This window comes from Streptomyces sp. NPDC101118 (assembly GCF_044759445.1).
In the GTDB taxonomy this organism is placed as follows: domain Bacteria; phylum Actinomycetota; class Actinomycetes; order Streptomycetales; family Streptomycetaceae; genus Streptomyces.
The window spans coordinates 110,160-129,771 of the sequence record NZ_JBIVZG010000009.1 but is presented as its reverse complement, the minus strand read 5'-3'; the positions used below and the strand labels follow the sequence as shown (position 1 = coordinate 129,771).

Genomic DNA, 19,612 nt, shown 5'->3' with positions numbered 1-19,612 from the left:
GTCCGGCCCTCCCCCTGGAGCCGGACATGAGCAGCACCCTGCACGACGACCCGATAGCGCCCACCGCCGCGGCCGCCGAGGTCGAGCTCTCCATCGGCGGCATGACCTGTGCCTCGTGCGCCGCCCGCATCGAGAAGAAGCTCAACCGCATGGACGGCGTCACGGCGACGGTCAACTACGCCACGGAGAAGGCGCGGGTCACGTATGCCGGGGGCATCGAGGTCGCCGACCTGATCGCGACCGTCGTGAAGACCGGGTACACCGCCGAGGAGCCCCCGCCGCCGGCCCCCGAGCCCACCGCCGCCCCGCAGGCCCCGGCAGCCCCCGGGGCGCCCGGCACCGAGGCCGGCAAGGACCCGGTGCTCACCGCCCTCCGCCGGCGGCTCGTCGTCTCGGCCCTGCTCGCCGCCCCCGTGGTCCTCCTGGCCATGGTCCCCGTCCTCCAGTTCGACAACTGGCAGTGGCTCTCGCTCACCCTGGCCGCCCCGGTCGTCGTCTGGGGCGCGCACCCCTTCCACGAGGCCGCCTGGACGAACGCCCGGCACGGCGCCGCCACCATGGACACCCTGGTGTCCGTGGGCACGCTGGCCGCCTTCGGCTGGTCGCTGTGGGCCCTGTTCCTCGGCCACGCCGGCATGCCCGGCATGCGGCACGGCTTCGACCTGACGGTCTCCCGCGCCGACGGCGCCTCGACCATCTACCTGGAGGTCGCGGCCGGGGTCGTCACCTTCATCCTGCTCGGCCGCTACCTGGAGGCCCGCTCCAAGCGGAAGGCCGGCGCGGCCCTCAAGGCCCTGATGGAACTCGGCGCCAAGGACGTGTCCGTACTGCGCGACGGCGCGGAGGTACGGATCCCCGTCGACGCCCTGGCCGTCGGAGACCGCTTCGTCGTCCGCCCCGGCGAGAAGATCGCCACCGACGGCACGGTGGTCGAGGGCAGCTCCGCCGTCGACGCCTCGATGCTCACCGGCGAGTCGGTGCCCGTGGACGTCACCACCGGCGACGCCGTCACCGGCGCGACCGTCAACAGCGCCGGACGGCTGGTCGTCGAGGCCACCCGGGTCGGCTCGGACACCCAGCTGTCCCGGATGGCCAAGCTGGTCGAGGACGCCCAGAACGGCAAGGCCGAGGTCCAGCGGCTGGCCGACCGGATCTCCGCGGTCTTCGTGCCGGTCGTCCTGGTCCTCGCGATCGGCACCCTGCTGACCTGGCTGTTCGTCACCGGCGACGCCACCGCGGCCTTCACCGCCGCCGTGGCCGTGCTGATCATCGCCTGCCCCTGCGCCCTGGGCCTGGCCACCCCGACCGCGCTGATGGTCGGCACCGGGCGCGGCGCGCAGCTCGGCATCCTCATCAAGGGCCCCGAGGTGCTGGAGTCCACCCGACGCGTGGACACCGTGGTCCTGGACAAGACCGGCACCGTCACCACCGGCCGGATGACCCTGCTCGGCGTCACCGCCGCCGCGGGCACCGACGAGGCGGAGCTGCTGCGCCTGGCGGGCTCCCTGGAGCACGCCTCGGAGCACCCGGTGGCCCGCGCCGTCGCGACCGGTGCGGCCGAGCGGGTGGGTGCGCTGCCGGTCCCGGAGGGCTTCGAGAACGTCGCCGGGCTCGGCGTCCGGGGCGTGGTCGACGGGCATACGGTGCTGGTGGGCCGCGAGCGGTTGCTGGCGGACCGGGACATCCCCTTCCCGGCCGAGCTGGCCGCCGCCAAGGCCGAGGCCGAGGCGGCCGGTCGTACCGCCGTCGCCGTCGCCTGGGACGGAGCGGCCCGCGGGGTGCTGGCAGTGGCGGACGCGGTCAAGGAGACCAGTGCCGAGGCCGTGGCCCGGCTGCGCGCCCTGGGCCTCACCCCGGTGCTGCTCACCGGCGACAACCGGGCGGTGGCCGAGGCCGTGGCCCGCGAGGTGGGCATCGACGAGGTGGTCGCCGAGGTGCTGCCGCAGGACAAGGTGGCGGAGGTCAAGCGCCTGCAGGGCGAGGGCCGCACGGTCGCCATGGTCGGCGACGGGGTCAACGACGCCGCCGCGCTCGCCCAGGCCGACCTGGGCCTGGCCATGGGCACCGGCACCGACGCCGCCATCGAGGCCGGCGACCTCACGCTCGTACGCGGGGACCTGCGCGTCGCCGCCGACGCCATCCGGCTGTCCCGGCGCACCCTGGCCACCATCAAGGGCAACCTCTTCTGGGCCTTCGGCTACAACGTGGCGGCGCTGCCGCTGGCGGCGGCCGGACTGCTCAACCCGATGATCGCGGGGGCCGCGATGGCCTTCTCGTCGGTCTTCGTTGTGACAAACAGCCTGCGGCTGCGGTCCTTCAGGTAGCCTCTTCGCATCTCGGGCACAGTTCCTTCACGCGAGGTACAAGATCGAGACAGAGATCACAGGGATGCGTACGTAACCATCCGGGGGTGACGCGAGTCTAATGAGGCGATGCCGAGAACGTCTTTGGGGGACGTTGGGCGGGCGTCTTGGGGGACGTCCATGCATCTGCCACGCCGGGGCACGTGCGGCCGGGGAGCTTTGAGCGGCCCTCCCGGCCGGAACGGGTCCCGGCAGACCCACCAGGGGCTCCGGCCCCTCGCCGACACCCGGCACGGGTCCCGTGGGGGGAATCCGCACCGGGGTATGGAAAGCGCCCCGTCTTCGACCCGTGGGGGGATCGACGGCGGGGCGCTTTTCGCTGCGTTACGCGCTGGGCGTCAGCGGGACTCGACCGGGACGAAGTCGCGCTCGACGACGCCGGTGTAGATCTGGCGCGGGCGGCCGATGCGGGAACCCGGCTCCTTGATCATCTCGTGCCACTGGGCGATCCAGCCGGGCAGGCGGCCCAGCGCGAACAGCACGGTGAACATCTCGGTCGGGAAGCCCATCGCGCGGTAGATGAGGCCCGTGTAGAAGTCCACGTTCGGGTAGAGGTTGCGCGAGACGAAGTAGTCGTCGGAGAGCGCGTGCTCCTCCAGCTTCAGCGCGATGTCGAGCAGCTCGTCGGACTTGCCGAGCGCCGAGAGGACGTCGTGCGCCGCCGCCTTGATGATCTTCGCCCGGGGGTCGAAGCTCTTGTAGACGCGGTGGCCGAAGCCCATCAGGCGGACGCCGTCCTCCTTGTTCTTCACCTTGCGGATGAAGGAGTCCACGTCGCCGCCGTTGGCCTGGATGCCCTCGAGCATCTCCAGCACGGACTGGTTGGCGCCACCGTGCAGCGGGCCCCACAGGGCGCTGATGCCGGCGGAGATCGAGGCGAACATGTTCGCCTGCGAGGAGCCGACCAGGCGGACGGTGGAGGTGGAGCAGTTCTGCTCGTGGTCCGCGTGCAGGATGAGGAGCTTGTCGAGCGCGGAGACCACGACCGGGTCCAGCTCGTACTCCTGGGCCGGCACGGAGAACGTCATGCGCAGGAAGTTCTCGACGTAGCCGAGGTCGTTGCGCGGGTAGACCACCGGGTGGCCGACCGACTTCTTGTACGCGTACGCGGCGATCGTCGGGAGCTTGGCCAGCAGCCGGATCGTCGAGATGTGGCGCTGCTTCTCGTCGAACGGGTTGTGGCTGTCCTGGTAGAACGTCGACAGCGCGCTGACCACGGAGGACAGCATCGCCATCGGGTGCGCGTCGCGCGGGAAGCCGTCGTAGAAGCGCTTGACGTCCTCGTGCAGCAGCGTGTGCTGGGTGATCTCGTTGCGGAACGACGCGAGCTGGTCGACGGTCGGCAGCTCCCCGTTGATCAGCAGGTAGGCGACCTCGATGAAGGTCGACTTCTCGGCCAGCTGCTCGATCGGGTAGCCGCGGTAGCGGAGGATCCCCTGCTCGCCGTCGAGGTAGGTGATCGCGGATTTATAGGCAGCGGTGTTCCCGTAGCCGCTGTCCAGGGTGACCAGACCGGTCTGGGCGCGGAGCTTCGAGATGTCGAAGCCCTTGTCACCGACGGTGCTCTCGACCACCGGGTAGGTGTATTCACCGTCCGCGTACCGCAGTACTACAGAGTTGTCGCTCACGTCATCCCTCACCGACGTAGTGCCTCTTCTTCGAGGTGCCCTGACTGCCTCTACCTTCCCCCATTTGGCGCAGGAGAGTGCACTCGGGGTCGGCCTTCGGGCCCTTTGGCGGCACTGAGTGCCGTCAACCTGCACATACTGCCCCCTCCGCACCGGGGGAGGAAACCCCAATGATCGATCATTCTTGGGTGATGTTTCCCACCGGTAGGCGGCCGGACAGCCTGGCGGCCACCGCCGTGTACCTCCTGCCTGCGGAAACGGTACGCACCGCCTGCCCGAGAGCCTTGCGGGAACCCACCAGCACGACCAGTTTCTTCGCCCGGGTGACCGCCGTATAGAGCAGGTTCCGCTGGAGCATCATCCAGGCCCCGGTGGTGACCGGGATCACGACCGCCGGGTATTCACTCCCCTGGGACCTGTGAATGGTGACGGCGTACGCGTGGGCGAGTTCGTCCAGTTCGTCGAACTCGTACGCGACCTCCTCGTCCTCGTCGGTGCGGACGGTGAGCCGCTGGTCGTCGAGACTGAGCGAGGTGACCACACCCACCGTGCCGTTGAAGACGCCGTTGGCGCCCTTCTCGTAGTTGTTGCGGATCTGGGTGACCTTGTCGCCCACCCGGAAGACCCGGCCGCCGAAGCGCTTCTCCGGCACGTCGGGGCGGGCCGGCGTGACGGCCTGCTGGAGCAGGCCGTTGAGGTTCCCCGCCCCGGCCGGGCCCCGGTGCATGGGCGCCAGCACCTGGACGTCGCGCCGGGGATCGAGCCCGAACCTGGCCGGGATCCGGCGGGCGGCCACGTCGACCGCCAGCAGCCCCGCCGCCTCGGTGTCCTCCTCGGCGAACAGGAAGAAGTCCGGCAGCCCCTGCGTGACCGGCGGGAGCCCGGTGTTGATCCGGTGGGCGTTGGTGACCACCCCCGACTGCTGGGCCTGCCGGAAGATGCGCGTCAGCCGTACGGCGGGCACCGGCCCGCCCTCGGCCAGCAGGTCCCGCAGCACCTCACCGGCACCCACCGACGGCAGCTGGTCGACGTCGCCCACCAGCAGCAGGTGGGCCCCCGGCGCCACCGCCTTGACCAGCTTGTTCGCCAGCAGCAGGTCCAGCATGGAGGCCTCGTCGACGACGACCAGGTCCGCGTCGAGCGGCCGCTCCCGGTCGTACGCGGCGTCCCCGCCCGGCCTCAGCTCCAGCAGCCGGTGGACCGTGGAGGCGTCGGCCCCGGTCAGCTCGGCCAGCCGCTTGGCGGCCCGGCCGGTCGGCGCGGCCAGCACCACCTTGTACCGCTTGGCCCGGGCCAGCTCCACGATCGACCGGACGGTGTAGGACTTGCCGCAGCCGGGCCCGCCCGTGAGCACCGCGACCTTCCGGGTCAGCGCCAGCCGTACGGCCTCCCGCTGCTCGGTGGCGAGGTCCGCGCCGGTGCGGCCGGCCAGCCAGCCGAGGGCCTTCTCCCAGTCCACGTCCCGGAAGGCGGGCATCCGGTCGTCCTCGGCCGCCAGCAGCCGCCGCAGCTGTCCCGTCAGCGACAGCTCCGCCCGGTGGAACGGCACCAGGTAGACGGCCCTGACCGGGTCGCCGCCCTCGGGGTCGGGGACGGACTCGCGGACCACGCCCTCCTCCTCACCGGCCAGCTCGGCGAGGCACTCGATGACGAGGCCGGTGTCGACCTGGAGGAGCTTGACCGCGTCGGAGATCAGCCGCTCCTCGGGCAGGAAGCAGTGGCCCTGGTCGGTGGACTGCGAGAGGGCGTACTGGAGCCCGGCCTTGACCCGCTCCGGGCTGTCGTGGGGGATGCCGACGGCCTGGGCGATGCGGTCGGCGGTGAGGAAGCCGATGCCCCAGACGTCCGCGGCGAGGCGGTAGGGCTGGTTGCGCACCACGGAGATCGAGGCGTCGCCGTACTTCTTGTAGATGCGCACCGCGATGGAGGTGGAGACGCCGACGCCCTGGAGGAAGACCATGACCTCCTTGATGGCCTTCTGCTCCTCCCAGGCGGCACCGATCATCTTCGTCCGCTTGGGCCCCAGCCCGGGCACCTCGACCAGCCGCTTCGGCTCCCGCTCGATGACGTCGAGGGTGTCGGTGCCGAAGTGCTCGACGATCCGGTCGGCGATGCGGGGCCCGATGCCCTTGATCAGCCCGGAGCCGAGGTAGCGGCGGATGCCCTGGATGGTGGCGGGCAGGACGGTGGAGTAGTTCTCCACCGCGAACTGCCTGCCGTACTGCGGATGGGAGCCCCAACGGCCCTCCATGCGCAGGGATTCGCCGGGCTGCGCGCCGAGCAGCGATCCGACGACCGTGAGGAGGTCCCCGCCGCCCCGGCCGGTGTCGACCCGGGCGACCGTGTAGCCGGTCTCCTCGTTGGCGTACGTGATCCGCTCCAGCACCCCTTCCAGCACCGCGAGATTCGACATGCCCCGAAGCTACCGTCAGGCGCCGACACCCCGCCGGGGCCTGTGGACAACCACTCGGCCCGGGGCCGGAAAACAGCGAAGGGGGTCCGGCCTCTCGGCCGGAACCCCCTCGCGTGGGTTCCCCACCCTCGTCGGTCCTTCCCGATCCCCCCAGATCCCCTCCCGGAAGTTCCGACGCAATGTACGACCGCCGACCCCGCCGGACGGTTGCACGGGAATCCGAGATTTATCTTTCCGTTACCTTTGGCGCACCCAACGTGCCGGCAAATGTGGACGGACGTAGCGTTTCCGGCATGAGCGAACCCTCTTTCCAGGACGACGTGCTCGCCGAACTCGGCGACGACAAGCTGACCGAGATCGCCGGCCTGCTCGGCACCGACGACGAGGGCGCCCGCGCCACCGTCGCGACCACCGTCGGCGAGCTGACGGGCGGGCTGGAACAGAAGGCCTCGGCCGTCGACAACGACGAGGACGACGACGGCGACGAGGTGCGCCAGGCCTTCGCGGAGGTGGCCGAACCGCCCCTCCAGGGCGTCGCCACGCTCGGCGGCGGGCTGCTGGGCGGCGGCCTGATGGCGGGCGTGCTGGCCAAGGTGAGCAAGCCCGTCGCCAACGCGGTCGCGAAGAAGACGGGCCTCCCGGCCGCGACCGTCAGCCGTGTGATCGAGCTGCTCATCCCCGTCGTCCTGGCGGTCTTCGCCAAGCGGGCGGCCGGCAAGGGCGCCGCGGCCCCGGCCCCGGGCGCCGCCCCGGGCCCCGGCTCCGCCTCTCCCGGTTCGTCCCCCGGCGGCGGTCTCGGCGACCTGCTCGGCCAGATCCTCGGCGGCGGCCGGAAGTAGCCCCGTCTCACCCGTCCGGGTGAGGGTCCGGCGCCGCTGCCGGGCCCTCACCCGCCACGCTATTTTTGGCGCCATGGACACCGACCGGCCCGAGCAGGACGTACGCCTCCGTGACCCCGAGCCCGGCGACCTGGGCTGGATCGTGCAGCGCCACGGCGCGCTGTACGCCGCCGAGTTCGGCTGGAACGCCGACTTCGAAGGCCTGGTCGCCCGGATCGTCGCGGACTTCGCCCAGGACCACGACCCGCACCTGGAGCGGGTCTGGATCGCCGAGCTGGCCGGCCGCCCGGTGGGCTCGGTGATGTGCGTACGGGACGACGCGCCCGGCACCGCCCGGCTGCGCCTGCTGCTGGTGGACCCCGAGGGGCGCGGCCACGGCATCGGCGGGCGGCTGGTCGACGCGGTCGTCGCTTTCGCCCGGGAGGTGGGCTACCGCGAGCTGGTCCTGTGGACCAACGACGTGCTGACCTCGGCGGCCGGCATCTACCGGCGCGCCGGGTTCACCCTCATCGCCGAGAAGCCGCACCGGTCGTTCGGCGTGGACCTGGTGGGACAGGACTGGCGGCTGGACCTCCAGGAGCGCTCGCCGCGCTGACGGTACGGCGCGGGCCGCGGCCGAAGGAGGTCAGCGCCACCCCGCCGACCAGCAGCACCGCCGCCGCCCACCGGAGCCCGCTCACCGCCTCGCCCAGCACCAGCGCCGCCGAGCTCATTCCGAAGACCGGCACCAGCAGCGAGAACGGCGCCACCGAGGAGGCCGGGTAGCGGCGCAGCAGGTACCCCCAGGCCCCGAAGCCGAACACCGTGGACACCCAGGCCACGTACACCAGGACCCCGGCCCCGCCCCAGTCCAGCGCCCGCAGCGCGGCGAGGTCCCGCTCGGGCCCCTCCAGCAGCAGGGAGAGGGCGAACAGCGGCAGCACCGGCACGGTGCACACCCAGACCATGAAGTTCAGGGCGTCGGGCGGCGCCGCCCGGCGGGTCAGTACGTTCGACACGCCCCAGCACGCGGCGGCGGCGACCACCAGCGCAAAGCCGAACACCGGCCCCGAGGCCCCCTGCTCCACGGCGGCCACGGCGATCCCCGCGAAGGCCACCGCCATGCCCGCCAGCCGTACCCGGCCGGGCCGCTCCCCCAGCACCAGCGCGGCGAACACGGCGGTGAACACGGCCTGGACCTGGAGCACGAGGGAGGACAGCCCGGCCGGCATCCCGGCGTCCATGCCGGTGAACAGCAGCCCGAACTTGGCCACCCCGAGGGCGAGTCCGACCCCGACGATCCACTTCCAGGCGACGGTGGGCCGCCCGACGAGGAACACCGCGGGCAGCGCCGCGACGAGAAACCGCAACGCGGAGAGCAGCAGCGGCGGGAAGTGGTCGAGGCCGATCTCGATGACGACGAAGTTGAAGCCCCAGACGGCGGCGACGAGCACGGCGAGCGCGGTGTGTACGGGACGCATAGGTCGAGCATCGGCGCCCGGAGGATGAAGCACCAGCGCACATCTCTACCGGCCCGGATTAAGCGGTGCTTAACTGGAGCCATGCTGGACCTCGCCCGCCTCCGCGCCCTGCACGCCGTATCCGTCCACGGCTCGGTCGCCGCCGCTGCCGCCGCCCTGGGCTACACCCCCTCGGCCGTCTCCCAGCAGATCACCAAGCTGGAGCGCGAGACCCGCACCACGCTCCTGGAGCGCCGGGGCAGGGGCGTGGCCCTGACCGAGGAGGCCCGCCACCTGGCCGACACGGCCGAGCGGCTGCTCGCGATCATGGAGCAGGCCGAGACCACGCTGGAGGAGCGCCGGGGCCTGCCGGGCGGCCGCCTGACCGTCGCCGCCTTCGCCTCGGCGGCCCGCGGGCTGATGCCGGCGGTCCTGGCCGACCTGGCGCGCCGTCACCCCGCCCTGGACGTACGGATGACCGAGGTGGACCCGCACCTGTCGGTGGACCTGGTGGCCCGCGGGGTGACCGACCTGGCGGTCGCGCACGACTGGGACATCGCCCCGCTGCCGGCGCCCGAGGGCGTGGAGCAGACCCGCATCGGCGAGGAGCGCTGCGACCTCCTCGTCCCGGCGGACCACGCCTTCGCGGGGCGCGCGGTGGTGCGCCACGAGGACCTGGCCGGCCAGCGCTGGATCTGCCAGCCTCCGGGGCGGGTCTGCCACGACTGGCTGATGCGGACGCTGCGCACGGCGGGCCACGAGCCGGAGATCGTGCACATGGCCGAGGAGAACCACACCATCGTCGCCCTGGTCGCGGCGGGCCTCGGCATCGCGGTGGTCCCCACCCTGGGCACCGGCCCCCTCCCCGCGGGCGTGACCGCCCTCCCCCTCGAACCGGCCCCGGTCCGCCGCCTGTACGCCCTCTGGCGCACCGCCGCCACCCGCCGCCCGGCCATCACGGAAACCATCACCACCCTCCAGTCCCACTGGCCGCCCCCGGGCACCGCTCTGGCGTGTCCCCCCTCCCCCGGCGGCGGGCCGCAGTAGCGTGCGCGGGTGGTGAACGCGACCTCTCGACGTACGTTGCTCGCCGCGGCCGCGGCGGCTGCCGTGACGGCTGCCGGGGGCTCGGCCTCGGCCGGTGCCCGGGGCGCGGCCGTCCCGCACCCCTGGTTGCAGCGGCTCGTCGCGCGGATGAGCCTGGCCGAGAAGGTCGGGCAGCTGTTCGTCAGCCGGGTGTACGGGCATTCCGCCACCGAGCCCGAGCCCGCCGACGCCGAGAAGAACCTGGCCCAGTTCGGGGTGCGGACCGCGGCGGAGGTGGTCCGCCGGTACCACCTGGGCGGGGTCGTCTACTTCGCCTGGGCGCACAACACCCGGGAGCCGGCACAGATCGCGGGGCTGTCCGACGGCCTCCAGCGGGCCGCGCTCGCCCAGCCGAACCCCGTGCCGCTGCTGCTCTCCGTCGACCAGGAGCACGGGATCATCGCCCGGATCGGCCGGCCGCTCACGCTGCTGCCCGGCGCGATGGCGCTCGGTGCGGCCGGCTCGGCCGAGCACGCCCGGCGGGCCGCGGAGATCGCCGGCGCGGAGCTGGCGGCGCTGGGCGTGGCCCAGGACTACGCGCCGGTGGCCGACGTGAACGTCAACCCGGCCAACCCGGTGATCGGGGTACGGTCCTTCGGCTCGGCCCCCGGCCCGGTGGCGGAGCTGGTCGCGGCCCAGGTACGGGGCTACCGGGCGGCCGGCGTCGCGGCGACCGCCAAGCACTTCCCCGGCCACGGGGACACCGAGACCGACAGTCACTACGGACTGCCCCGGATGGGGCACAGCCTGGAGGAGTGGGAGCGGATGGACGCGCCGCCCTTCAAGGCGGCGGTCGCCGCCGGGGTGGACGCGGTGATGACCGCCCACATCGTGTTCCCCGCGCTCGACCCGTCCGGCGATCCGGCCACCCTCTCGGAGCCCATCGTGACCGGCATCCTGCGCCGGCGGCTGGGCTTCGAGGGCGTGGTGGTCACCGACGCCCTCGACATGGCGGGGGTGCGGCAGAAGTACGGCAACGACCGGGTGCCGGTGCTGGCCCTCAAGGCGGGCTGCGACCAGCTGCTCAACCCGCCGGACCTGGACCTGGCCCACCGGAGCGTCATCGCGGCCGTCCGGAGCGGCGAGCTGGCCGAGGCGCGGGTCGAGGAGTCCGTGCTGCGGATCCTCCGGCTCAAGGCGCGGCTGGGGCTGTTCGGCGCCCCGTTCACGGATGCGGCGCGCGTGAAGGCCACGGTCGGTGCGGCGGAGCACCGCGCGGCGGCCGATGCCATCGCGGCCGCGGGCACCACGCTGCTGGCCAACTCCGCGGGCCTGCTGCCCCTTTCGCCGGCCAGGACCCCGCGGCTGCTGGTCACCGGGGCCGATCCGGTGTCGCCCACCGGGACGACCGGGCCGCCGACGGCCACCCTGGCCCGGGAGCTGACCGCCCTCGGGTTCACCGCCGGCGCGGTGCCGACCGGGCTCACGCCCGACGCGGACGCGGTACGGCGCGCGGTCGCGGCGGCACGGGAGGCCGACGTGGTGCTCGTGTGCACGTACAACGTGGCGGACGGCAGCCCGCAACGAGCTCTGGTCCAGGCCCTGGTGGACACCGGGGTGCCGGTGGTCGCGCTCGCCGTGCGCAACCCGTACGACGCGGCGCGGCTGCCGGAGTGCGCCGCGAGCCTGGCGGCGTACTCGTGGACGGACGTGGAGCTGCGGGCCGCGGCCCGGGTGGTCGCGGGCGAGGTGCGGCCCGCGGGGCGGCTGCCCGTCCCGGTGCCGGGCCGCTACCCGGTGGGACACGGGCTGTCCTACTGAGGCCGCCCCGCCGTACCGGGGCCGTCGTGCCGAGGACGTGCGGAGGCCCCCGCAGGCGGCGGGTGAACGCCGCCCGTGAGGGCCTCCTGATGCTGCGGTACCACGGGAGGTACGGGTACTACGGGCGCAGCGTCTGGCGGCGCTCGACGTCCTTGCGGTCCAGCTTCGCGTCCGGCTTCGCCAGCGGGCGGGCCTTGTCCGCGTCGGCCTTGACGGCCGCCGGGGCGACGCCGGCCCACTCCAGGATGCGGGCCGTGGCGAGGGCCTTCTCGTCGTCCTTCAGCATGGACACGCGGGCTCCGTGGTTCGCGCCGGGGGCGGTCATCACGTAGCTGTCCCGGGAGCCGTAGCCGAGGTGGAACGGCTCGGCGCCCCACGGGTCGTTCTGCCCGTACACGAAGAGCATGTGACGGGCGTTGTTGCGGACCCAGGTGTCGACGTCACGCATCACCCACGGCTGGAACTGCATGGGGATGGACGCCGGCACGAAGTTGCGCGGCGGCTGGTAGCCGTAGCGGCTCAGACCGGCCAGGTGGCGCTGCTTGATGTCGGGCGAACCGAGCTGCGTGCCCGCCTGGTAGTAGTACGGGGTGTACGTCTCCAGGCCCTGGTCGGCGTAGGCCGAGAAGCCGGAGATGGCGTCGACCGAGTCCCAGATCTCCTGGTCGGTGGCGGTCGCCGCGACGGGGATCGAGCCGCAGTCGGCCAGCAGGCTGTACTGCCAGAAGGCCCACACGTAGTCCAGGACGACGGCCTCGAAGGCCTTGTCCAGGCTGCCGACGGTGGTGAAGGTGTAGCCGTTCTCCGCGGCGTACGCGGCGTACTTGGCCTCCAGGGCGTCGCGGCGCACGAGGGCCTCGCGCTGGACGGCGTTCAGCCGGTCGCGGCACTCCTTGGTGCCGACGCGGTCGAAGAACCGGTCGTAGGCCGAGTCCTCCTTGTTGACCACGTCGTTGGGGGCGACGTACGCGACGACGCCGTCCATGTCACGCGGGTAGAAGCGCTCGTAGTACGTGGCGGTCATGCCGCCCTTGCTGCCGCCGGTGGCGATCCAGCGCTTGTTGTACAGCGGCTTCAGCGCCTTGAAGAGGCGGTGCTGGTCGCTGGCGGCCTGCCAGATGTCCAGCTTCGACCAGTCGGCGGGCGCCGGGCGCGACGGGGTGAAGAATCGATACTCCAGCGACACCTGGTTGCCGTCGACGATGGTCGTCGGCTCGCTGCGGCGCGGGCTGGTGTTGACGTTGTAGCCCGAGGTGAAGAACACCGTGGGACGGGTCGTGTCCTTGTGCAGCAGGGTGAACCGCTGGTCGAAGGTGCCCTTCCACGGCTGCCGGTGGTCGACCGGCTGCTTGTAGTTCAGTACGAAGAAGCGGTAGCCGGGATACGGCTTCTCCTCGACGAGGCTCATCCCCGGTATCGCGAGGACCTGGTCCTTGATGTCTGTGCCGGCTTCCGGCCCGGCGGCGGTGGCCGCCCCGGCCGTCACTCCGGCCGCACCCATGGTGCCGATCAGCACCACGAGCGACAGCAGCCATCTGAGCGCCTTGCGCATTCACCCTCCCCTTGAGTTCACTGCGGACGCCGTGAACCTACGGGGTCAACACGCGGCTGACCAGACCCGGTTGGGCCGGTCGTCAGATCTCGGCCGAAGGGGACGGGCGGAATCCGGCCGCGGTCAGCAGAGGATCCAGCCCGAGGCCACCGAGCCGCCGCCCACGGACCCGCGCACGAAGACGCAGCGGGTGACCGCGTACACGGTGACCGGACCGGCCAGCTGGTAGAAGCGGCCGCTGTCGCGGACGGGCACCCCGCCACGGGCCTGGATGCTGACGGACATCTGCTGCCGGCCGCCCGGGCGCTTGGGGAGGGTGACGGCGCAGGCGTGGGTGCGGGTCTTGTAGACGTACGTGGTCCCGGTGCTGAACGGCAGGGACTTCATCAGCCGTCCGCCGCAGCCGGACGCGGCCTGGGCCGGCGCGGAGAGGGCGCCGACCAGCAGCGCCGCCCCGGATATCGTCACGCCGGCGGTGCGCACCAGCGCGCGCCGGGTCCCGCCCCTCGAAGAAAACACCCGTCGTCCCCTCACACTCCGGACGTACGTACCGAACGCACGTACCTACGTCGGACGCGCGAGGGGCCCCGTTGGTTGCGCAGGGCCCCTCGCGCTCCGCCGCCGGCGAAAGGTTCCGGACACCCCCTAGGCGGCGGCGTGCTCGTCCTCGCCGATGAAGGTCCGCCACAGCTCGGCGTACCGGCCGCCCCGCGCCAGCAGTTCGGCGTGGGTGCCGTCCTCGACGACCCGGCCCCGGTCCATCACGACCACCCGGTCGGCGCGGGCGGCCGTGGTGAGCCGGTGTGCCACCACCAGGGTGGTCCGCTTGCCGACGAGCCGGTCGGTGGCCTGATTGACCACGGCCTCGGTGGCCAGGTCCAGGGCCGCGGTGGCCTCGTCGAGCAGCAGCACGTCCGGGTCGACCAGCTCGGCCCGGGCCAGTGCGATCAGCTGGCGCTGACCGGCCGAAAGGTTCCTGCCCCGCTCGGCCACGGTGTGCAGGTAGCCGCCGTCCAGCGTGGCGATCATGTCGTGGGCGCCGACGGCCCGCGCGGCGGCCTCGACCTCCGCGTCGCTCGCCTCCGGGCGCCCGTACGCGATCGCGTCGCGGACCGTCCCGGGGAAGAGGTACGACTCCTGCGGGACCACCCCGAGCCGGTGCCGGTAGCCGGTGAGGTCCAGCTCGCGGAGGTCGGTGCCGTCGACGGTGACCCGGCCCGAGGTCGGGTCGTAGAACCGCGCGACCAGCTTCACCAGCGTGGACTTGCCCGCGCCGGTCTCGCCGACGAACGCGACGGTCTGCCCGGCCGGGATGCGCAGCTCGATGCCGGCCAGGGCCTCGCCCTTGCGCTCCACGGCCGCGCTCCGGCCGCCGTCCTCCTCGCCGGTCCCGTAGCGGAAGTGGACGTCCTCGAAGGCGATCTCGCCGCGCAGTTCGCCCGCCTCCCGCGGCCGCTCGGCGAGCGGGGTGCGGGTGGGCTCGCGCAGCAGCTCCTGGATCCGGCGCAGCGAGACGGTGGCCTGCTGGTAGCCGTCGAACACCTGGGAGAGCTGCTGCACGGGCGCGAAGAAGAGGTCGATGTAGAGGAGGTACGCCACCAGCGCGCCGGTGGTCAGCGTCCCGGCCTCCACCCGGCCGGCGCCCACGATCAGGACGGCCGCCGCGGCGAGCGAGGAGAGCAGCTGCACGAAGGGGAAGTAGACCGAGATCAGCCACTGGCCGCGCACCCGGGCCTCGCGGTACGAGTCGCTGCGCGCGGCGAACCGGTCGGCGCCGGCCCGCTCGCGGCGGAAGGCCTGCACGATCCGCAGCCCGGAGACGGACTCCTGGAGGTCGGCGTTGACGACCGAGACGCGGTCGCGCGCCAGCTCGTACGCCTTGACCGACCTGCGGCGGAACACGATCGTGCCGACGACCAGCACCGGCAGCGTGGCGAAGACGATCAGGGCCAGCTCGACGTCGATCACGAGCAGCGCGACGAGGATGCCGAAGAAGGTGAGGACCGAGACGACGGCGGTGACCAGACCGGTCTGGAGGAACGTGCTGAGCGCGTCCACGTCCGTGGTCATCCGGGTCATGATGCGGCCGGTGAGCTCGCGCTCGTAGTAGTCCAGGCCGAGCCGCTGGAGCTGGGCGAAGATCTTGACGCGCAGCGAGTACAGGACGCGCTCGCCGGTCCGGCCGGTCATCCGGGTCTCGGCCACCTGGGCCGCCCACTGGGACAGGACGACGAGCAGGGCCAGCCCGGCCGCCGCCCAGACGGCACCCAGGGCGAGGCGCGTGACGCCCTCGTCGATGCCGTGCCGGATCAGCACGGGCAGCAGCAGTCCGGCGCCCGCGTCCACGGCCACCAGGCCGAGGCTGACCGCGAGGGGCGCCCAGAAGCCGCGCAGCAGGCGCCGCAGGCCGTAGCTCTCCTCGGGGGCGGCGGCCGCCGCCTCGTCCACCTCGGGGGCGTCGGTGGCCGGTGGCAGCGCGGCCACCTGCGCGAGCAGTTCGGGGGTGGCCGGCATGCCGGCGACCGCGGCGCCCATGGAGTGGCCGCCGGGGCCGGCCATGGGGGCGCCCGCGGTGGGCGCCTTGGCGGGGGCGGGGGAGCCGCCCTTGCCGACGCCCTGGCCGCCACCCTGGCCGACGCCCTTGGCGTGGGCGTGGGTGCCGGCCTCGTACTCCTCGTTCTCCTCCGCGCGCCGCCAGAGCTCCGGGGTGACGCCGTCGGCGACCCGGCGCTTGGCGTTCACCGGCTCCGCGTCGATCTCGGCCTCGGCCTCGATGTCGAGTTCCAGCTCCAGCTCGGCGAGCGTGGCGGCCTCCGCTGCCGCCTCGTCCCGGCTCCGGGCCGCGGCCGCGCCCGCCGGGTCCGGCGAGCCCCCGGCCAGCGCGTCCGGGTCGGTCAGCAGCCGCCGGTACAGCTCCGAGCCGGCCTCCAGCTCTTCGTGGGTGCCGATGGCCGAGAGGCGGCCCCGGTTCAGTACGGCGATCCGGTCGGCCAGCGCGAGGGTCGAGCGGCGGTGCGCGATCAGCAGCGTGGTGCGGCCGGCCATCACCGAGCGCAGGGCCTCGTGGATCTCGTGCTCGATGCGCGCGTCGACGGCCGAGGTGGCGTCGTCGAGCAGCAGCAGCCGCGGGTCGGTCAGGATGGCGCGGGCCAGGGCGAGGCGCTGGCGCTGGCCGCCGGAGAGGGTCAGGCCGTGCTCGCCGACCTTGGTGTCGTACCCCTCGGGCAGCGCCTCGATGAACCCCTCGGCCTGGGCGGCCCGGGCGGCGGCGCGGATCTGCTCCTCGTCCGCCTCGGGGCGGCCGTACGCGATGTTGGCGCGGACCGTGTCGGAGAAGAGGAAGCTGTCTTCCGGTACGAGGCCGATGGCGGCCCGCAGCGAGTCCTGGGTCAGCTCCCGCACGTCGTGGCCGCCGACCAGCACGGCGCCGCCCGTGACGTCGTAGAAGCGCGGCAGCAGCAGCGAGACGGTGGACTTGCCGCTGCCGGAAGCGCCGACCACGGCCACGGTCTCGCCGGGGGCGATGGAGAGGGAGAAGCCGTCGAGGACCGGCCGCTCCGGGTCGTACCCGAAGGAGACGTCGTCGAACTCGACGGTGGCGGGCGCGTCCTCCGGCAGCTCCCGCGTGCCGTCCTGGATCGCCGGCTCGGTGTCGATCAGCTCCAGCACGCGCTCGACGCCCGCCCGGGCCTGCTGGCCGACGGTGAGGACCATGGCGAGCATCCGGACCGGGCCGACCAGCTGCGCCAGGTAGGTCGAGAAGGCCACGAAGGTGCCCAGGGTGACCTGGCCGCGGGTGGCCATCCAGCCGCCGACGGCGAGCATCGCGACCTGGCCGAGTGCGGGCACGGCCTGGAGCGCGGGGTTGTAGCGCGAGTTCAGCCGGATGGTGCGCAGGCGGCCGGCGAACAGCCGGCGGCTCGCCTCCCGGAGCTTGCCGGTCTCCTGCTCCTCCTGGCCGAAGCCCTTCACCACACGGACGCCGGTGACGGCGCCGTCGACCACGGTCGCCACGGCGGCGGCCTGGCCCTGGGCCCACCAGGTGGCGGGGAACAGCTTGGCCCGGCTGCGCTTGGCGATGAACCAGAGGGCGGGGGCGATGGCGAGGGCGATGACCGTCAGCAGCGGCGAGAGCCACAGCATGACGGCCAGGGATATGCCGAACAGCATGAAGTTCCCGATGGTCATCGGGAGCATGAAGAGCAGGCCCTGGATCAGCTGGAGGTCGCTGGTGGCGCGCCCGACGACCTGGCCGGTGGACAGCTCGTCCTGGCGCCGGCCGTCGAGCCGGGCGATGGTGCCGTACATGTCGGTGCGCAGGTCGTGCTGCACGTCGAGGGCGAGGCGGCCGCCGTAGTAGCGGCGCACGTACGTGAGGACGTAGACGAGCACGGCCGCGCCGACGAGCAGGGCTGCCCAGGGGCCCATCGGCCTGGTGTGGTCGCCGATGACGTCGTCGATGATCACCTTGGTGACCAGCGGGACCAGGGCCATGACGGCCATGCCGCCGAGGGAGGAGCCGAGGGCGAGCAGGACGTTCAGGCGGTACCGCCAGGTGTAGCCCGCGAGCCTGCGCGCCCAGCCGGCCGCCTGCGGCGCCCGGTCCCCTCCCGTGCCGCCGCCCGTGTCCGTGTGCGTTCCCGGGTCCGTATCCGGACCGGCTTTCCCTGCCCCGGCCGTCTCTGCCGCCGCCACGTGGAGCCTCCCCGTTCGTCCTGTTCTGCCGGAAGGCCCAACACCCCGAGCTGCGGATTTCATCCCGCCGCAACAATCCGCGGGGTGGCCGGGGGCGCGGAACGGGGGCGCGCGGGTGGCGTGCGTACCGGCGGCGGTCAGTCGAGGTGGGTCGGGGCGAACATCCGGAGCACGGCCGGCAGCACCACGACCGACGGGCCGGGGGTGGCCAGGGCTTCCGCGAGGTCGGCGCGCAGCCGCTCGGGGGTGGTCGCGACGGCCGGTACGCCGAAGGAGGCGGCCAGCGCGACGAAGTCCGGCCGGGTGAGCTCGGTGCCGGCGGTGGCCCCGAAGGCGTCGGTCATGTACTCGCGCAGGATGCCGTAGCCGCCGTCGTCGACGATCAGCCAGGTCACGTCAAGGTCGTACTGGCGGGCGGTGGCCAGTTCCGCGATCGAGTACATCGCGCCGCCGTCGCCGGAGACCGCCAGGACGGGCGTGCCCGGCTCGGCGACGGCCGCGCCGAGGGCGGCGGGGAAGGCGTAGCCGAGGCCGCCCGCACCCTGGGCGGAGTGCATGGTGTTGGGGTGCTTGGGGTCGAAGGCGGACCAGGCCCAGTACGACAGGATCGTCATGTCCCAGAAGGACGGCGACCTGGCCGGCAGGGCCGCGCGCACCGCGGCCAGCGCCTCCTGCTCCAGGGTGAGCTCCTGGGCGGCGATCCGGCCCGCGACCTCGGCCAGCAGCATCCGCGCGCGCTCGGGCGCGTACGGGTCCTCGCGCTCGCCGACGGTCTCCAGCAGGGCCATCAGGGCGAGCCGGGCGTCGGCGTGGATGCCGAGGGCGGGGTGGTTGGACTCCAGCTTGCCGAGGTCGGCCTCGATCTGGATGACCCGGCCGCCGGGCAGGAAGGTGTGGTAGTTCGAGGACAGCTCGCCCAGGCCCGAACCGACGACGAGGAGGACGTCCGCGTCCTCCAGGAAGCCGGTCGTGTGGCGGTCCTCCAGCCAGGACTGCAGCGAGAGCGGGTGGTTCCAGGGGAAGGCGCCCTTGCCGCCGAACGTGGTGACGACGGGGGCGTTGAGGCGCTCGGCGAGCTGCTTCAGCTTGCCGGCCGCGTCGGCGCGTACGACGCCGCCGCCCGCGATGATCACGGGGCGGGAGGCGGTCTCCAGCCAGTGGGCGGCCAGCGCGGTCAGTTCGGGGCGCGGCGCGAGCTCGTGCGGGGTCGCGTCCACCCCGGTGACCTGCGGAATCACCGTCTCGGCGCGGATGGTGTCCTCGGGGATCTCGACCCAGACGGGCCCGTGCGGGGCGGTCAGGGCCGACTCCCAGGCCTCCGCGATGACGGAGGGGATCTGGGACTGGGTCCGCGCGACGTGCACGGACTTCACGATCTCGCGGAACGAGGCCTGCTGGTCCCGCAGCTCGTGCAGGTGACCGCGGCGCCCGCCGCCGAGTCCGGCGGACGGCACCTGGGAGCAGATGGCGACCACGGGCGCGGAGGCCGCGGAGGCCTCCTGGAGGGCGGGCAGCGAGGTGAGCGCGCCGGGGCCGGTGGAGAGCAGCAGGGGCGCCGCCTCGCCGGTGATCCGTCCGTACGCGTCGGCGGCGAAGCCGGCGTTGTTCTCCACCCGGAGGGTGACCAGGCGCAGGTCCGAACGGCGTACGGCGTCGAAGACGCCCAGCGCGTGCTGCCCCGGGAGCCCGAAGACGGTGGTCGCCCCGAGCCCCTGGAGCGTCTCCACGACCAGGTCCCCGCCCGTCCGGCCGGGCGGCGGCGCCAGGGCCGCCGCCTTCTGGGCCTCGGTGGGACGGAGTACCAGGTCGTGGTCGTGCGTCACGCGCTGCGCGCCT

General features: G+C 73.1%; 11 protein-coding genes and 1 pseudogene. 5 read left to right on the top strand and 7 right to left on the bottom strand.

What is annotated here, in order from left to right; translation table 11 throughout:
- Nucleotides 1-26 precede the first annotated feature (26 nt).
- On the top strand, nt 27-2,324 hold the full coding sequence (locus ACIQUQ_RS17285) for a heavy metal translocating P-type ATPase (protein ID WP_403976470.1): 2,298 nt from the start codon (nt 27-29) through the stop codon (nt 2,322-2,324).
- A gap of 377 nt (nt 2,325-2,701) precedes the next feature.
- On the opposite strand, the gene ACIQUQ_RS17280 is transcribed toward ACIQUQ_RS17285, so the two are convergent.
- Together ACIQUQ_RS17280 and ACIQUQ_RS17275 are read right to left on the bottom strand one after the other, a co-directional pair.
- Nucleotides 2,702-3,991: a citrate synthase gene (locus tag ACIQUQ_RS17280; protein WP_399950320.1), complete on the bottom strand. Its 1,290-nt coding sequence runs from the start codon at nt 3,989-3,991 to the stop codon at nt 2,702-2,704.
- A gap of 178 nt (nt 3,992-4,169) precedes the next feature.
- Nucleotides 4,170-6,404 (bottom strand): ATP-dependent RecD-like DNA helicase, encoded by a 2,235-nt coding sequence (locus ACIQUQ_RS17275; RefSeq protein ID WP_403976468.1) that lies wholly within the window; start codon nt 6,402-6,404, stop codon nt 4,170-4,172.
- 293 nt (nt 6,405-6,697) lie between these two features.
- Between ACIQUQ_RS17275 and ACIQUQ_RS17270 the strand changes: the two genes are divergently transcribed.
- Together ACIQUQ_RS17270 and ACIQUQ_RS17265 are read left to right on the top strand one after the other, a co-directional pair.
- Nucleotides 6,698-7,243 (top strand): DUF937 domain-containing protein, encoded by a 546-nt coding sequence (locus ACIQUQ_RS17270; protein ID WP_403976466.1) that lies wholly within the window; start codon nt 6,698-6,700, stop codon nt 7,241-7,243.
- Between the two features lie 97 nt (nt 7,244-7,340).
- Nucleotides 7,341-7,838, top strand: a pseudogene (locus ACIQUQ_RS17265) (GNAT family N-acetyltransferase); the annotation flags it as partial.
- Here ACIQUQ_RS17265 and ACIQUQ_RS17260 read toward each other — a convergent pair.
- A complete protein-coding gene (locus ACIQUQ_RS17260; protein ID WP_403976464.1) occupies nt 7,750-8,703 on the bottom strand; it encodes an EamA family transporter in 954 nt (317 codons plus the stop codon). The pseudogene ACIQUQ_RS17265 and the gene ACIQUQ_RS17260 overlap by 89 nt on opposite strands.
- Nucleotides 8,704-8,784: 81 nt before the next feature.
- On the opposite strand from ACIQUQ_RS17260, the gene ACIQUQ_RS17255 reads away from it, so the two are divergent.
- Together ACIQUQ_RS17255 and ACIQUQ_RS17250 are read left to right on the top strand one after the other, a co-directional pair.
- Nucleotides 8,785-9,729 carry a LysR substrate-binding domain-containing protein gene (locus ACIQUQ_RS17255; protein WP_403976462.1) on the top strand — a complete coding sequence of 315 codons (945 nt, stop codon included), beginning with the start codon at nt 8,785-8,787 and terminating at the stop codon, nt 9,727-9,729.
- Between the two features lie 9 nt (nt 9,730-9,738).
- The gene (locus tag ACIQUQ_RS17250) at nt 9,739-11,529 is read left to right on the top strand and encodes a glycoside hydrolase family 3 protein (RefSeq protein WP_403976460.1); all 1,791 of its coding nucleotides are present in this window, start codon (nt 9,739-9,741) and stop codon (nt 11,527-11,529) included.
- Nucleotides 11,530-11,647: 118 nt separating this feature from the next.
- Here ACIQUQ_RS17250 and ACIQUQ_RS17245 read toward each other — a convergent pair whose 3' ends face one another.
- The 4 genes from ACIQUQ_RS17245 to ACIQUQ_RS17230 all read right to left on the bottom strand — a co-directional run bounded on the left by ACIQUQ_RS17245 (nt 11,648) and on the right by ACIQUQ_RS17230 (nt 19,599).
- Entirely contained in the window at nt 11,648-13,081 is a 1,434-nt protein-coding gene (locus ACIQUQ_RS17245; protein ID WP_403976458.1) for a S28 family serine protease, read from the bottom strand.
- Nucleotides 13,082-13,204: 123 nt separating this feature from the next.
- On the bottom strand, nt 13,205-13,600 hold the full coding sequence (locus tag ACIQUQ_RS17240; RefSeq protein ID WP_403667707.1) for a hypothetical protein: 396 nt from the start codon (nt 13,598-13,600) through the stop codon (nt 13,205-13,207).
- A gap of 126 nt (nt 13,601-13,726) precedes the next feature.
- On the bottom strand, nt 13,727-17,623 hold the full coding sequence (locus ACIQUQ_RS17235; RefSeq protein WP_403976645.1) for an ABC transporter ATP-binding protein: 3,897 nt from the start codon (nt 17,621-17,623) through the stop codon (nt 13,727-13,729).
- A 290-nt stretch (nt 17,624-17,913) separates the two neighbouring features.
- Nucleotides 17,914-19,599 (bottom strand): thiamine pyrophosphate-binding protein, encoded by a 1,686-nt coding sequence (locus ACIQUQ_RS17230; RefSeq protein WP_403976456.1) that lies wholly within the window; start codon nt 19,597-19,599, stop codon nt 17,914-17,916.
- Nucleotides 19,600-19,612 lie beyond the last annotated feature (13 nt).